At 40.3% G+C, this 16,427-nt stretch carries 14 protein-coding genes; 6 read left to right on the top strand and 8 right to left on the bottom strand.

Going from position 1 to position 16,427, the window contains the following annotated elements:
• Together E0D95_RS02845 and E0D95_RS02850 are read right to left on the bottom strand one after the other, a co-directional pair.
• Window positions 1-151 (bottom strand): FAD-dependent oxidoreductase (locus tag E0D95_RS02845; protein WP_130804823.1); only part of this gene is annotated, 151 nt, incomplete at its 3' end.
• A gap of 135 nt (window positions 152-286) precedes the next feature.
• Window positions 287-1,534 carry an MFS transporter gene (locus E0D95_RS02850; protein WP_431830752.1) on the bottom strand — a complete coding sequence of 416 codons (1,248 nt, stop codon included), beginning with the start codon at window positions 1,532-1,534 and terminating at the stop codon, window positions 287-289.
• Window positions 1,535-1,884: 350 nt separating this feature from the next.
• Between E0D95_RS02850 and E0D95_RS02855 the strand changes: the two genes are divergently transcribed.
• Window positions 1,885-3,102 carry a CaiB/BaiF CoA transferase family protein gene (locus E0D95_RS02855; RefSeq protein WP_130802453.1) on the top strand — a complete coding sequence of 406 codons (1,218 nt, stop codon included), beginning with the start codon at window positions 1,885-1,887 and terminating at the stop codon, window positions 3,100-3,102.
• Window positions 3,103-3,232: 130 nt separating this feature from the next.
• Window positions 3,233-4,078, top strand: a complete 846-nt coding sequence (locus tag E0D95_RS02860; RefSeq protein ID WP_130802454.1) for an IclR family transcriptional regulator — start codon at window positions 3,233-3,235, stop codon at window positions 4,076-4,078.
• Between the two features lie 130 nt (window positions 4,079-4,208).
• Here the strand turns inward: E0D95_RS02860 and E0D95_RS02865 are convergent, their stop codons facing one another.
• A complete protein-coding gene (locus E0D95_RS02865) occupies window positions 4,209-5,390 on the bottom strand; it encodes an MFS transporter (RefSeq protein ID WP_130802455.1) in 1,182 nt (393 codons plus the stop codon).
• Window positions 5,391-5,587: 197 nt separating this feature from the next.
• Here E0D95_RS02865 and E0D95_RS02870 point away from each other — a divergent pair, with 197 nt between their 5' ends.
• A complete protein-coding gene (locus tag E0D95_RS02870) occupies window positions 5,588-6,811 on the top strand; it encodes a CaiB/BaiF CoA transferase family protein (RefSeq protein WP_130802456.1) in 1,224 nt (407 codons plus the stop codon).
• Between the two features lie 42 nt (window positions 6,812-6,853).
• Here the strand turns inward: E0D95_RS02870 and E0D95_RS02875 are convergent, their stop codons facing one another.
• The 5 genes from E0D95_RS02875 to E0D95_RS02895 all read right to left on the bottom strand — a co-directional run bounded on the left by E0D95_RS02875 (window position 6,854) and on the right by E0D95_RS02895 (window position 12,212).
• A complete protein-coding gene (locus E0D95_RS02875; RefSeq protein ID WP_130802457.1) occupies window positions 6,854-7,699 on the bottom strand; it encodes an IclR family transcriptional regulator in 846 nt (281 codons plus the stop codon).
• Between the two features lie 121 nt (window positions 7,700-7,820).
• On the bottom strand, window positions 7,821-9,026 hold the full coding sequence (locus tag E0D95_RS02880) for a 3-oxoadipyl-CoA thiolase (protein WP_130802458.1): 1,206 nt from the start codon (window positions 9,024-9,026) through the stop codon (window positions 7,821-7,823).
• 20 nt (window positions 9,027-9,046) lie between these two features.
• On the bottom strand, window positions 9,047-10,564 hold the full coding sequence (locus E0D95_RS02885) for a 3-hydroxyacyl-CoA dehydrogenase (protein WP_130802459.1): 1,518 nt from the start codon (window positions 10,562-10,564) through the stop codon (window positions 9,047-9,049).
• A 64-nt stretch (window positions 10,565-10,628) separates the two neighbouring features.
• A complete protein-coding gene (locus E0D95_RS02890; RefSeq protein WP_130802460.1) occupies window positions 10,629-11,390 on the bottom strand; it encodes an SDR family oxidoreductase in 762 nt (253 codons plus the stop codon).
• Window positions 11,391-11,423: 33 nt separating this feature from the next.
• Window positions 11,424-12,212, bottom strand: coding sequence for an enoyl-CoA hydratase (locus tag E0D95_RS02895; RefSeq protein ID WP_130802461.1), 789 nt, complete (start codon window positions 12,210-12,212; stop codon window positions 11,424-11,426).
• 318 nt (window positions 12,213-12,530) lie between these two features.
• Between E0D95_RS02895 and E0D95_RS02900 the strand changes: the two genes are divergently transcribed.
• From E0D95_RS02900 to E0D95_RS02910, 3 genes are all read left to right on the top strand, one after another.
• On the top strand, window positions 12,531-13,685 hold the full coding sequence (locus E0D95_RS02900; RefSeq protein WP_130802462.1) for an acyl-CoA dehydrogenase family protein: 1,155 nt from the start codon (window positions 12,531-12,533) through the stop codon (window positions 13,683-13,685).
• Window positions 13,686-13,747: 62 nt separating this feature from the next.
• Window positions 13,748-15,028 (top strand): MFS transporter, encoded by a 1,281-nt coding sequence (locus tag E0D95_RS02905; RefSeq protein WP_130802463.1) that lies wholly within the window; start codon window positions 13,748-13,750, stop codon window positions 15,026-15,028.
• Window positions 15,029-15,129: 101 nt separating this feature from the next.
• Entirely contained in the window at window positions 15,130-16,404 is a 1,275-nt protein-coding gene (locus E0D95_RS02910) for an MFS transporter (protein WP_130802464.1), read from the top strand.
• Window positions 16,405-16,427: the final 23 nt, after the last annotated feature.

Here is a 16,427-nt window from a genome sequence, read left to right on the forward strand (position 1 = left end):
CAGACCCTTTTTCGACGACGCAGACGGACAAATCGGGTAGATTCTTTTCAATCGCAAGTTGGCGAATTTTAATCGCAGCCGATAGACCGGCAGGTCCAGCACCAACGATGACGACGTCAAATTCCATTGATTCTCGTTCAAGATTATCCATAATAAAAAAGAAATTAAGTTTCGCTTGTCGATATTTTAATTTGTTAATTTAAATAAGACAAGCCTTATTTATATATAAAAAAAGCCAGTAGGGCTAATACTGGCTATAAACTGAAATGTTTTAGATAATTGTTAATTATGATTTTTGTGGATCATATTGTTTCTCTTTAATGAAAAGAGCAGGAATTACACCACAAATAAAGTAAGCAGCGCCCATGACGATAAAACCGAGTCCAATCGAGCCGCCAGAAGCGAGGAAACCGATGGTGGCTGGAGCTATAGCTGCACCTAAACGACCCACATTATATGCACCACCAATTGCTGTGCCGCGAATTGCTGTTGGGAAACTTTCTGTCATATAGGTGGCATTTACCCCGTATGGAATTCCATACAAGAAACCAAAAATGACCAATAAATACAGAATATTGTCAGGAGAGTTGTAGAAAACAATTAAAGGTAGAAAGATAGCTGTTCCAATCGCGCCAAAAGCATATGTAAATCGGCGACCCAGCTTATCTGCCATGTAACCTGCCAATATTTTCCCTAGAATCATGGCGGTATAAGTACCCACCATATAAGCGGTCATTTCTTTGAACTTCATACCGAGTTCACTTTCAAGATATGACGGCATCCAGTTATTTACACCATAGTAGCCAAACTGTAGGAAACCTGCGGTCAATGCCCATAAGATAAACATATTGCGATTCCGTTTATCTTGGAAAATCAGTTTAAATGCAGATTCTTTTTCCTGTTGTTGGTTTTGTATTGGTTGTAAGCGAGATTGTCTCCATGCTTCTGGCTCTGGCACCATAAGATGCATCAAAATTGCCATAAATACAGGAATAATCGCCACGTAAAACAACATACGCCAGCCATGATCTGGAATCAGCCAGCCAGCCAATAATGTCGCAACGATATAGCCCACTGTCCAGCCGGCCTGCAAAGTCCCTAAAACTGTGGTGCGATATTTTGTTGGAACATATTCAGCCATTAATGTATTACAGGCAATATATAATGAACCCAATCCCAATGAGGCGAAGAAACGTAAAACACCAAACTGTAAAAAGCTTTGAGTCAAGCCAAGCCCACAAGTCAATAATGAAAAGGTGAGGATTGAAATGACGACAATACGGACGCGACCAAAACGGTCACAGGCCCAGCCTCCAAAAATTCCACCAATGGCCATACCTGCCAAGGTAAAACTACCTAACATCCCCGCTTCAACTGAAGTTAATCCAAAATCTGCTTTAATGCTGTTCAAGCTATAAGACAGCAACATTAAATCGGCACCATCGACTAACAGTGCTAAAAAAGCAAATATAAATGCAATTTTCCATGTGTTCGATCCAGCTTTGGACACGGATTGATTTGAGTTCACAGCTATATTCCTTTACTACAAATGAAATGACCTGCATCTAAATCCCGTTACATACTGAACAGGCACATACATGAGGAGATTTGTAAAAATTTTTCGGATAGTAAAACAAAGATTGCAATAAAACAATAATTATAAAAATAAATATCGCATAGCGATACTTTGTTATAAATATTAAATTTATGTTTTTGAATAAGAAATTCTTAAAATGAGTACATTTAAGACTTTAGTCTTGAACTTGTCAGTATTTGCTATTAGGGATAATGAGTGTATATTAGTTCTTTAATATCGCTATGCGAAACTACGTGTTGTATTTTTGCATTAATTGATTTAGTCAGTTGTGTTTTATAGGAATAGGTATGGGTGCTCTTGAGGGATATCGTGTTCTGGATTTAAGTCGAGTTTTGGCTGGACCATGGTGTGGTCAAATTCTTGCTGATTTAGGTGCAGAAGTCATTAAAGTCGAGCGTCCTAAACGCGGTGACGATACACGTTCTTGGGGACCGCCTTGGATGAAAGATGATGCAGGTCATGACACTCATGAGGCTGCTTATTATCAATCGACCAACCGTAACAAACTTTCTGTCGCCATTGATATTGCCACTCCAGAAGGTCAAGAAGTAGTCCGTGCTTTGGCACTTGAGTCCGATGTTTTAATTGAAAACTATAAAACAGGTTCACTTAAAAAATATGGTCTGGACTATGAAACACTGTCCAAGCTCGATCCTAAACTCATTTATTGTTCGATTACAGGGTTTGGTCAGACAGGACCACGAGCAGAAGAACCAGGATATGACTTTATCATACAAGGTATGGGCGGTTTGATGTCGGTGACAGGTGAAAAAGATGATTTGCCCGGTGGTGGACCACAAAAATTAGGCATTGCATTTTCTGATATTACCACAGGATTATATTCAACCATCGCTATTCAGGCGGCTTTACTGAATCGGAATATTACAGGCTTGGGTCAATACATTGATATGGCACTGCTCGATGTGCAAATTGCGACATTAGCCAATCAGGGCATGAATTATCTGGCATCTGGTAAAGTGCCGGGTCGTTATGGTAATGCACATGCCAATATCGTGCCTTATCAAGTGTTTAAGGCATGTGATCGCGATTTTATTATTGCTTGTGGCAACGACACACAATTTATTCAGTTGTGTCAGGCGATCGGTTTACCAGAACTGCCAAATAATCCAAAATTTACTCGAAATGCTGATCGTATTAAGCACCGTGAAGAAATTACAGATTTACTTTCCGCACATTTTTCTCAAAAAACAGCAGATGAATGGGTCGCTGCAATTCATGCTGCAAAAGTGCCAGTGGGCGTGATTAATAACCTTGAACAAGCATTTGAAGAACCACAAGTCGTGGAACGTAAAATGCTGGTTGATATGCCACATCCACAACGTGAGCATCTAAAAGTGATTGGATCTCCCATTAAAATGTCACGTACCCCCATTGAATATAAACATGCGCCTCCAATGTTAGGTCAGCATACCGATCAGATACTTTCACGAATATTGTCGAAACAAACACTGGATGAGTTAAAATCGAAAGGGATTGTAGAATAATTCTACATAGAGGCGGAAATAGCAAAAGAAGTAAACGTATTTATACATGCTTCTTTTGCTATTAATAGAATAAATAGATTATAATTTTCGCAATGCGAAACATTAACTGAATTGAGTGCGCTCTAACATCATGACTGATTTAAACGAAACCGAACAAACCGAAAAACTACTGGTTCCGCTGCGCCATGAATTGCTTCATCCAATTGAAGATATGCAGGAAGAAGATGACCGTCAATTTATTACTGCGTTAGCGCGTGGTTTAGAATTGCTGCGTTGTTTTTCTGCCAAGCAGCCACATTTAGGCAATCAGGAATTGTCACAAATGACAGGCTTGCCTAAACCAACCATTACCCGTTTAACGCATACTTTGTCGCGTTTGGGTTATATTCGCCAAGTACCCAACTCAACCAAATTTCAACTGTCGGTGGGAGTCTTGGCTTTTGGTTATTCAATGCTTGCCAATGTTTCTGTACGCTCTATTGCCCAGCCTTATATGAAAGAACTGGCAGACTATGCAGGGGCGGCAGTGGCGATGTCAACACGCGATCGTTTGAATATGATTTATCTGGACGTGGTACAGGGTAAGGGTAATGTTACCATGCGTCGTCAGGTTGGAACTTATTTGCCAATACATCTCAGCTCAATGGGACGCGCCTGTTTAGCTGCAATGCCTGAAGATGAGCGTGAATTTCTACTCAACGCGATTCGCCAAAAACATAAGGAAGACTGGATTAAGATTAATCGTGATCTGGACAAGGCATTTAAAGATTATCAGGACTTTGGTTATTGTTTCTCTATGGGTGACTGGCATAAGGATGTGAACTCTGTGGCGGTACCTTTATTGCACGAACAGCATGGTTTGTTGGTATTTAACTGTGGTGGTCCAAGCTTTATTATGAAACGTGAAAAGCTCGAAGAAGATATCGCGCCACGTTTATTACATATGGTTAATAATATTAAAACAGAAATTGGTTAATCTTATTTTTGAATAGATGTTATTCACACGCTTTTTTTATTTCTTACATTTAAGAAAAATAAAAAGGTGTCAATAGTCAGAAAAGAAGTCTAATACTGAACCAGTAATACCAAAAGGGTTACTGGTTTTTTTATTGGGCTAAAACAGGGGAAAGCTTGGCATCACGAATGCAAAAAACAAGTGTCAAAACAGCCAAAACAAGACCTAAAATGCAGACACCATGCCAACCAAAATGTCGCCATGCATAGCTTCCTAGTGTGGTTCCAAGCGCACCGCCAGTGAAGTAGCCTGTCATATAAATTGCATTAAAGCGCGACTTAAGCTGTTGATTGAGTTTAAAAACAATGCTTTGATTGGTGACATGCACGGCAGATAAACATGAATAAATCAAAATAGTTCCCATCACATAAAAAATAAAGGAAATAGGTAGTAGCACATAAAACAGCCAGCTTAAAATAATCCCTAATCCACAATAGATTGAAATTTTGTGAATATAGCCTTGATCAATATATTTACCTGAAAAATTGGCAATAAATGTTCCAATAATGCCCACGAAACCAAATAAACCAATTGTAAAATCACTAAAATGATAGGGCGCTGGTGCAAGCAAAAGTGACATAGTGGTAAAAGTCATACTGATGCCTGCAAAGGTCAAAAAGCCAATATAGGTTCGAGTACGTAAACGTTGATTTTCTTTAAAAATAGCTGGAATTGAACCTATTGTTTTAAAGTAGCTTTCTGACTGTGTGGCAGGAAAAGAGCTTATTTTGTTGTACAACACAATTGCAATCAGTAGTAATAAAAAACCACTGACCAGATAAATCACATTCCATGCAAATAAAGTTGACATCAATCCAGATAAAGAACGTGCCAATAAAATACCAATCATTAAGCCGCTAATAAGAAAACCGACGACACGACCACTATGCTGAATTGGAACTAAACTGGCGGCCAAGGGCAATAAAAGTTGTGCAGATACCGAAAATAAACCCGTGATTAACGTCCCTAACATGATCAGACCGATATGACTGGAAAAGCCACTAATCAACAAACCTAAGGAGGCTAGCAACATCAGAATAAATAAGAGCCGTCTTTTTTCAAGAATATCACCTAATGGCATTAAAAAAAGCAAACCGCAGGCATAGGCAATTTGAGCGAGCGTGGGCACCCATGCGATCGTAGTTTCTGAAAGATTTAAGGCCAATGCCATTGAATGCACTAGTGGCTGACTAAAATAATTACTTCCTGAGCAAATACCAGCCGCTACTGCCATTAAAATAACGGTTGGTGTGTAGATACTCGACGATTTCATGCAAGTTCACTTGATTTTTTGCAGTGCAATCATATTGCACCAAGAAGGGATCAATAAGCTTAATCAAAAACAAAGTTTTTTACAATAATAATAGAATTTTATTTTGCAATGCGATATTTTAATTTATTATAAATATATCGGAAAGCTAAATTCGATATCAAAGCGTTACGGAATAATGAACAACAATGAGGAAGAATATGGGTGCCTTAACAGGATTTAGAGTGCTGGACTTAAGTCGGATTTTAGCTGGTCCTTGGTGCAGCCAAATTTTGGCAGACTTGGGTGCAGAGGTCATTAAAATTGAAAAGCCTTTTCAAGGAGATGACACACGCATTTGGGGACCTCCATTTCTCAAAACAGATGATGGACAAGACACGTCTGAGTCAGCCTATTATTTATCGGCAAATCGTGGCAAACACTCGGTTGCAATTGATATGGCAACCTCAGAAGGTCAGGCACTGATTAAAAAAATGGTGCTTGAAAGCGATGTTTTAATTGAAAATTATAAAGCTGGTTCGCTTAAGAAATATGGTCTGGACTATGAGAGCTTAAGCCAAATTAATCCCAAACTCGTATATTGCTCAATTACAGGCTTTGGACAACAAGGACCTCGCGCGACTGAACCCGGCTATGATTTTATTATACAAGGGATGGGTGGCATGATGAGTGTCACTGGTGAGCGTGATGATTTACCCGGCGGTGGCCCACAAAAAGCAGGTTTGGCATTTGCAGATTTGACTACAGGTTTATATGCTGCAATTGCGATTCAGGCAGCATTATTATCGCGTGTCACTACAGGGGAAGGTCAACATATTGATATGGCATTACTGGATACCCAAGTCGCTTCACTTTCAGTTTTGGCCATGAATTATTTAACTTCTGCAAAGGTACCGGGACGTTTTGGTAATGCACATGCCAACATTGTGCCTTATCAAGTGTTTAAGGCTCAACAGGGCGAATTTATTATTGCTTGTGGGAATGACCAGCAATTTAAAGCGTTGTGTGAAAGTATTGGTTTAGCTAAGCTTTGTGAAGATCCTAAATTTGCTAAAAATAAAGGTCGTGTCACCCATCGTGAGGAAATCAGTGACATTCTGCAACAGCATTTTATGACGCAAACTGCACAAACTTGGGTGGATCGTATTCATGCGGTAAAAGTACCCGTCGGCATGATTAATAATTTGCAGCAGACATTAGAAGAAGAACAGGTGGTTTTTCGGGAAATGGTGGTGAATATGCAACATCCATTGCGTGCTGACTATGTCTCGATTGGCTCACCGATCAAACTTTCTAAAACGCCAGTGCAATATGTTAAAACACCGCCTTATTTGGGTGAGGACACCGATTCCATTTTAAATCGGTTTTTATCTGCAAATGAATTGCAGGACTTAAAGGACAAAAAAGTAGTTCAACAAGGCTAATGTAAGAGGAGCATTGATATGAATCAAATGTTCCTTTTTTATTTATAAACTCTCAGTTAAAGCATCCTGAATGCTATGCACCATATATTTTAAACGTGGGCCAATCTCTTCAATGGTTTTTTCAGCACTTAATAAATAAGAGGGCGAACCACAGTTAAACACATATAAACCATGTTTTGAGCTAACCAATGGCACAGCCACAGAATTAATGCCTTGCTGCCATTCACCTAAAGAAAGGCAATAACCATGTTTTGCATATTGTTCAAAAGCACGTTCAAGCTGCTCTTTAATCTCTGGCCATTGTTCTGGTTCACGTTTTTTAATCGCTTCTAAAATTAGATTGCGTTTATATTCTGGAGTTGCTGCCAAACAGGCTCGACCCATTGAGCTTGTATGCAAAGGCAGGGTTGAGCCAATGGGACGACGTAAGGTGCTATTGGTCTGTACTACATCCAAATACAGCATATTTAAACGATCACGAGCAGCCAGTGCTACAGGTGCCTGCGCATAAAGACTCATTTCTTCCATAAATGGATGTGCTGTAGTTCGAATAGTTAGATTCGATAGCGCAGCATAACCTAAAGAAAGTACGCCGATATCCAGCATATATTTGGGAGAATCTGGCATCTGTTTCAAATAGCCTAAGCTAACTAATGTATTACAAAGGCGGGCAATGGTCGGCTTGGGTAAACCCGTCATTTTTGCCAGTTCCAGATTACCTAATACTTGATGTTGTAAAGAAAAACAGCGTAGAAGTTCTAAACCACGTGCCAACGATGCAATAAATTGAGGGTTATTTTCACGATGAATATGTGAAATAGGATCTAAACGAATTTCATCAAAATTAGGGGTTTTATCATTTTTTTTAGTATTACTACTTTGCGACATTGAATTCTCAAATTAAAGGTCTAGTGCCGATCATAGAGCATTTTATTTCGCATTGTAAAATAAATGAATCCATTCATCACTGCTGTGGTGATGAATGGATATTTTTAGGGATCAGTTAGGGTTAAGCGACGTTTTCAATCACCATGGCCAAACCTTGACCTACACCGATACACAGGCTGACAACCGCATATTTTTTATTACGGCGTTGTAATTCACGAGCAACTGTCAGTGCTAAACGCGCACCAGATGCACCCAACGGATGGCCAACCGCAATTGCACCACCATTTGGATTAACACGTGGATCATTAAAGTCAACACCTAGACCTTTTAGGCAAGACAAAACCTGTGAGGCAAATGCTTCGTTAATTTCAATAATATCCAAATCATCCAGTGTTAAGCCTGCACGAGCAACTGCTTTTTTAATGGCTTCGATTGGACCTGCACCCATAATGCGTGGTTCAACACCAGCCGCAGCCGCAGAGAGAATTTTTGCCATAGGTTTTAAACCGTATTTTTGACCAGCAGCTTCTGAACCGACCAATACCGCAGCGGCACCATCATTAATGCCTGAAGCATTGCCTGCTGTGACTACACCACCTTCAAATAAAGGCTTTAACTTGGTTAATGCTTCAACCGTTGAACTTGGGCGAGGATGTTCATCTTCAGTCACTTGTTTGGGTGGTAATTTTTTACCTTGAGAAACTTCAACAGCCGTAATTTCACCTTCAAAAAAGCCTTCCTCGAATGCTTTTTGATATTTGGCTTGAGATTGAGCAGCAAATAAATCGGCTTGTTCGCGGGTAATGCCATATTCAACCGCAACATTATCACCAGTTTCAGGCATAGAATGACCGCCATATTGCGCTACGATCTTCTTATTTGGAAAACGTGAACCAATGGTGGTGTCATAAATTTTAGCATCACGGCTATAGGCACTTTCTGCTTTGCCCATGACAAAAGGTGCACGAGACATGCTTTCTACGCCACCAGCCACGTATAAATCGCCTTCACCACACGTAATGGCACGTGCTGAATCGATAATTGCACCTAAACCACTGGCACATAAGCGGTTGACTGTTTGACCCGGAACAGTCACAGGTAAACCTGCCAATAAGGCAGCATGACGCGCGACGTTACGACTGTCTTCACCTGCCTGATTGGTATCACCAAAAATTACATCTTCAATATCTGCACCCGGTACGCCTGTTTTTTCAATCAAACGCTGAATGACCAAACCCGCAAGATCATCAGGACGTATAGACGCAAGTTCACCAGCATGACGACCAAATGGTGTACGTAAACCGTCATAAATATATGCATTTAACATGGAAAAGTTCCTTTTTAAAATTAAGCAGTAAATGTGAGTGGAAGATTCAATGCGACACGACGTTGCAACCACGGGCTAGGGCGGTAACGTGGGTCGTAAGTCAATTCGGAAATACGGTTTAAAATGAGTAAAATTTTGTTTGAACCGACTACATCGCCCCATTCGATTGGGCCATATGGATAACCTAGGCCTAAACGCACAGCCGCATTGATGTCATCGACGGTTGCGATATTTTGTTGCGCGATGTCACAACCTAAATTAATGACCATTGCCAAGACGCGTTGCGCGACAAAACCTGTACTTTCAGCAATCGTGCTGACGATTTCACCATCAAGATTGAAGATTGAATGTGCTGCTTGAGCATAATCTGCTTTAGTCGCAAGTGATGGCATGAGGGTACGATGTTTTTCAATGCCGTATAGCATATCAATCGCGACACTATGTGCAGGATTGACCTGTAAGCGTTGCGCGGCATGCGTGGTGTCTTCACCATAACAAGCTAAAAGACATAAGCTCTCTGCCTGAGGTGTTGCACCTGTATCCAGTTGAATATTTTGCGCAGTCAGATAAGCTTCAAGTGCTTTTTTGTCATCGGCAAAATCAGCCGCAATCCAGACAGTGGGATAACGTTCTAATCGCTCCACCAATTTAGCTGGTGTTTCACCCGTTTTGCTTCCCGTGCGGTAGTCATAAAAACCTTGTCCGACTTTGCGACCTAACTGTTTTGCTTCCAACATTTGTTTAGTCAATGGACTTGGACGATAACGCGCTTCTTCATAATATTGATGATAGATTGATTCCATCACAGGATGTGAAACATCCAGTCCTGTTAAGTCCATCAGTTCAAATGGACCCATTCTGAAACCGACACCATCACGTAAAATTCGGTCGATTTCGCTTATGTCTGCAACATTTTCATTTAGAATTTTTAGGGCTTCTGTACCATAAGCACGACCTGCATGATTAATAATAAATCCAGGTGTGTCTTTTGCCACAACAGGGCGATGCCCAAATACACGCGAAAGTTGATTTAAAGTTTCAACATGTTTGGGATCAGTTTTTAAACCCTGAATCACTTCAACGACTTTCATCAGTGGTACAGGATTAAAGAAGTGATAACCAATCACACGTTCAGGATGCTGACAATTCGCTGCAATCGCTGTAATCGAGAGTGACGAAGTATTTGAAGCCAAAATTGTAGTTTCAGGGACAATTGCTTCAAGTTGATCCATTAAGGATTGCTTAATATCCAGACGTTCAATAATTGCTTCAACAATCAAATCACAGTCTTTTAACTCACTAAGTTCATTGGCAATTAAAAGATTCGCATTGGCTGCATCTGCCTGTTCAGCGGTGATTTTATTTTTATCCAGCAACTTTTGAAATGTCGCAGCCAACTTTTCTTTGGCTTGCTGTGCTGCACCAGCTTTAGCATCGTATAAATAAGTGGTGTGACCTGATTGCGATGCAATTTGAGCAATACCGCTACCCATTACACCGACACCAATAATGGCCATAGTTTTGATCTGTTGAGTCATGATAACTGTCCTAAAATACGGTAATCATCTAAAAATAAAGAGATAGAAATGAAAAAAATAAAATTTACGTCAAGCGCTGTTTATCGCCATCAATCGGTAATATCTGTCCTGAGATTGAACGACCACTGTCTGATGCGAGAAAAACGCATAAATCAGCAATATGCTTTGGATTTACAAACTGTTTAAGCGACTGGTTTGCTAATGCATTTTGAGTGGCTTGTTCTAGCGAAATATTGCTGGCATCTGCTCTGGCTTGTAAAACACGTTGCACACGTTCGCCATCGACTGCACCCGGAAGTACTGCATTTACAAGAATATCAAAAGCACCAAGTTCCATCGAAAGTGTTTTGGTAAAGCCAATAATTCCCCACTTTGAAGTCGAATAGGCCAATCTAAATGGATAACCCATGCGTCCTGCAATTGAGGAAAGATTAATAATGACACCAGCATCAGATTGTTTTAGATAGGGAATCGCTAATTTTGTCATGACAAAAGTGCTGTTCAAATTCAGATTTAAGACTTGAGACCAGTCTTCAAAACTGAGTTCTTCAGCAGCCACTGTTGGGCCAGAAATTCCTGTGTTATTCACCAGAATATCTAAACCACCGAGTTGTTGCAGCGCGCTCTCAAACATCGGTTGAATGGCATCCATTTGACTCAAGTCACATGAGGCAGTCTGCAATTGTGGGTAGTCTTGTTTAAACTGATTTAAGCTTTCTTCATTGATGTCGCAAACAAAAACCTGATCACCTTGCTTGAGAAAAGCTTCAGCGATACATCGTCCAATCCCTGAACCACCAGCACTAATAAAAACTTTACGCGCCATTATTTCATTCCCTAAATATTTGCTTGCGAAGATTTATTTACCTTGGTAAGACGCCTTACGCTTCTCGATAAATGCATTGATTCCTTCATTTTTGTCTTCGGTAGAAAATAGCAATTGGAAGGATTTTCGCTCTAAAGTGAGACCAGCATTCAGAGGAACATCTTCACTCATGAGTGCAACTTCTTTAATTTGCTGTAAGGCGATTGGTGGCATTTTTGCGAGACTTTGCGCCATTTTGATGGCGGTTGGAATGGTTTGATCATCTTCAGTCACCTGAGACACTAACCCCATAACATAAGCTTCTTCAGCTGGAACCATGGCACCCGTCATAATCATACGCATGGCATGAAACTTACCCACAGCCCGGAACAAACGCTGCGTACCACCTGCACCTGGCATTAAGCCGACTTTAATTTCAGGTTGTCCAAAAATTGCGCCTTTACCTGCAATAATAATGTCGCTATGCATGGCAAGCTCACAACCTCCGCCCAATGCATAACCATTGACCGCAGCAATGACTGGTTTAGGGCACTGAGAAATTGCATTCCAGTAACGTTCAGTACGACGTAGCATCATATCTGTAGAACCAGCAGTTGCCATTTCTTTTAAATCTGCACCCGCTGCAAAAACTTCATTACCACCTGTCAACACAATGGCATGAATATCGTCATTAAAACTCAACTCAGTAAATGCCTGCGCCAGTTGTTTACGCACTTCTGTATTTAAAGCATTTTTTGATTCTGGTCGATGAATTTTAACAATTGCGATTTTTTCAATTGAATAATCAATGTTAACGAAATTTTCCTTGTTAATATCTAACATTTTTACATCCTTTGTTTCGCATATCAAAACTATATTCCTCATATAATGCTTAATCAATCAAAAATTTCAAGTGTTTTTTATAACAATAATTGATTGAAACTTTTGATTAATCAGTAAATGCCTGAAAAATAAAGGTCATACGGCATTTAATTTCGTTTAACGAAATTTATTTTTAAAAAAGTATTGAAAAATGAGTTTTAATTCTCGTAGTATGAAACAAATTTAATGCAGAACTAGATTTTGTGAAATCATTGTTAGTCAATTGCTTTGTAAAACAGTTGGCGACAATAGCGAAATAGATGATATGGGAGATCACGTATGATCCGCGATGAAGGAATGTTGCAACAATTACTCTCGACGATTCGAGATTTTGTCAAAAATGAATTGATTCCAAGAGAACATGAAGTTGCTGAAACAGATCGTATTCCTGACGATATTGTTCAGCAAATGCGTGAACTTGGTCTATTTGGTTTGACTATTCCAGAAGAATACGGCGGTTTGGGTATTACCATGGAAGAAGAGGTCAATGTTGCTTTTGAATTGGGTCATACTTCTCCTGCATTTCGTTCTTTAATTGGTACAAATAACGGAATTGGTTCAAGCGGTCTCATCATTGATGGTACTGAAGAACAAAAGCAAAAATATTTACCACGTTATGCCAGTGGCGAAATTATTGGTTCGTTCTGCTTGACTGAACCAGAAGCAGGTTCTGATGCTGCATCTTTAAAAACGACTGCGGTTAAAGATGGTGACTTTTATGTATTAAATGGCACAAAACGCTTTATTACCAACGCACCGCATGCAGCGACCTTTACCGTTATGGCACGTACAAATCCTGAAATTAAAGGTGCAGGTGGTATTTCAGCATTTTTAGTTGAAGCCAATACGCCAGGAATTACGCTGGGTAAAATTGATCAAAAAATGGGTCAGAAGGGCTCACATACCTGTGATGTCATTTTTGAAAACTGTCGCGTACCAGCATCAGCATTAATTGGTGGGGTAGAAGGTGTTGGCTTTAAAACAGCCATGAAAGTTTTGGATAAAGGTCGTCTACACATTGGTGCATATAGTGTTGGTGTTGCAGAGCGTATGCTGGATGACGCGCTTCGTTATGCAGTAGAACGTAAACAGTTTGGTCAACCGATTGCAAACTTCCAGTTGATTCAAGCCATGCTGGCAGATTCGAAAGCTGAAATCTATGCAGCGAAATGTATGGTTTTAGATGCGGCTCGTCGTCGTGATGAAGGTCAGAATATTAGTACCGAAGCATCTTGCGCAAAAATGTTTGCAACTGAAATGTGTGGTCGTGTTGCAGATCGCTGTGTACAAATCCATGGTGGTGCAGGCTATATCAGCGAATATTCAATCGAACGTTTTTATCGAGATGTACGTTTGTTCCGTCTCTATGAAGGAACAACCCAAGTTCAACAAATCATTATTGCAAAAAATATGATTAGGGAAGTCACTGCTTAACGTTTTGATATACCAACATGAGGCAATTGGATGCCTCATGTCTTTTGTCTGAGGAAAGAGACATGTCAACGGATACAATTACACCAAGTAGCCCAAATGCAGCCATTCAAACACCTAAAAAAGTCTGGATTACTGCATTTATATTTGCTTTTTTAGCATTACTTTGTGATGGCGCAGATTTAGGTTTTTTGGCACTAAGTTTGACCAGTTTAAAAGCAGAGTTTCAGTTAACAGGATTACAAGCTGGGACTTTGGGGAGTCTTACTTTATTTGGTTCAGCCATTGGTGGACTATTAGGCGGCTGGGCCTGTGACCGTTTTGGTCGCGTTCGTGTCATCGTATTTTTTATCGCTTATTCTTCTATTTTAACTGCTGCTTTAGGATTTACTCATTCCTACGAGCAATTTGCATTTGTTCGCGTATTTGGTTCGATGGGACTCGGGGCTTTATATATTGCCTGTAATGTTTTGATGTCTGAAATGGTGCCGACTAAACATCGAACCACGGTTTTAGCAACTTTAATGACAGGCTATACCTTAGGCTCGTTACTTGCCACTTTATTGGCAGGACATATTATTCCTGAGCATGGCTGGCGTTATTTGTACTGGCTGGCAATTATTCCAATAGTTTTATCTGTATTCATGCATTTTATGGTGCCTGAGCCTGAGTCTTGGAAAAAATCACGTCAACTCCGTGCTGCCCAAACTGAAGGGGGCATGAAAACGGTTAAACGTGAAAATCCATATCGTGAAATCTTCAAAGAGAAGAAACACGGCATCATGTTTGTGTTATGGGTGATTAGTACAGGGGCATTGCAATTTGGTTACTACGGTGTGAGTAACTGGTTGCCCGCTTATCTGGAGTCAGATTTAGGCATTAAGTTTAAAGAAATGGCCATGTACATGGTCGGTACTTTCATCATCATGATTTTTGCCAAAATCATTGCAGGGATGATTGCAGATCGACTGGGTCGTCGTGCTGTATTTGCGTTCGGAACTATTGGTACTGCGTTATTTATTCCAGTCATTGTGTACCTGAATACACCTGCAAATATTCTTTGGCTCATGCTGTTCTTTGGCTTGCTTTACGGTATTCCATACGCCATTAATGCCACTTATATGACCGAAAGCTTTCCAACTTCGATTCGTGGTTCAGCGGTTGGCGGGGCATACAATGTCGGTAAAGTACTATCTATTTTCTCTCCATTAACCATTGGTTATTTGTCACAAAGTGGCTCGATTGGTCTTGGGCTTTTAGTGATGGCAGCTGCATATTTTATTTGTGGTGTGATTCCTCTGTTATTCATTAAAGACCGACTCTACAACCCTCAAAAAGCAGATTAGTGCTGACTTGCAGACGAATGATGGATCATCCGTCTGCCAAGGAAAAATGACTCAATATTTAACAAGTACAACAAATTCATCTATATGAAATGGGTGGCAACATGAAAATGGAAGTTTTAGGTTTTGAGAAAGATACAGTTATTCAGACACCAAAAAGAATCTGGATGACCGCATTTGTATTTTGTTTTCTTGTACTGCTTTGTGATGGAGCAGATATTGGAATTTTGGCTTTTACACTGACCAGTTTAAAAGCAGAATTTGGATTGACCAGTGTACAGGCAGGCGCATTAGGGAGCTGGTCAATTTTTGGTATGGCAGTGGGTGGTTTGATTGGTGGCTGGGCAAGTGACCGTTTTGGACGAGTTCGTGTCATTGTCATTGCAACAGCGATGTTCGCCATTCTTTCGGCATGTACGGGTTTTGCTCAGTCTTATGAGCAAGTTGCCATTCTGAGAACCATTACCTGTCTAGGTTTAGGGTCACTTTATATTGCATGTAATACGCTCATGTCGGAATTGGTTCCCACTAAATATAGAACAACGGTTTTAGCCACCTTAATGACAGGCTACACCTTAGGTTCTTTGGTCATTACCGCATTATCTGGCTGGATTATTCCTGAGTTTGGTTGGCGGATGCTGTATTTCATTACCATTATTCCGATCATTTTTGCCATTTTGATGTTCTTTCTTGTTCCAGAGCCTGCCTCATGGAAAAAAGCACGTGCGCTCAAATTGGCTCAGCCACAGGCAGGTAAAACACAAAAATTTGAAAATCCGTATGTTGCATTATTTAAGGATAAACAACACGGCAAAATGTTGATGTTATGGACTTTTAGTTCTGGATTTTTATTGTTTGGTTATTTCGGCGTAAGTAACTGGTTGCCATCTTATTTAGAAGCTGAACTGGGTATCAAATTCAAAGAAATGGCGATCTATATGATCGGGACTTTCCTGACCATGATGTTTGCCAAAGTCATTGCAGGTTTTGTTGCAGACAAAATTGGGCGTCGCATTGTATTTGCATTTGGAACCATGGGGACTGCCTTATTTATTCCAGTCGTTGTTTACTTTCACACGGCTGAAAATATTGGCTGGTTGATGCTCATTTTCGGATTTTTATACGGCATTCCTTATGCCATCAACGCGACCTATTTAACCGAGAGTTTTCCAACTTCTATTCGAGGAACGGCAGTAGGCGGCGCATTCAATATTGGACGGATTGGTGCGATTTTTGCCCCGATTGCGATTGGTTATTTAGCGACTCACAACTCCATTGGTGCAGGCTTACTCCTCATGGGCGTTGCATACTTCTTATGCGGCTTAATTCCAACCTTATTTATTAAAGACAGATTATACGACCCACAAAAGGCCGAGTAATGAATCATTTACTCATGATTTTG

It is taken from the genome of Acinetobacter ihumii (assembly GCF_900625095.1).
GTDB classification, from domain to species: Bacteria; Pseudomonadota; Gammaproteobacteria; order Pseudomonadales; family Moraxellaceae; genus Acinetobacter; species Acinetobacter ihumii.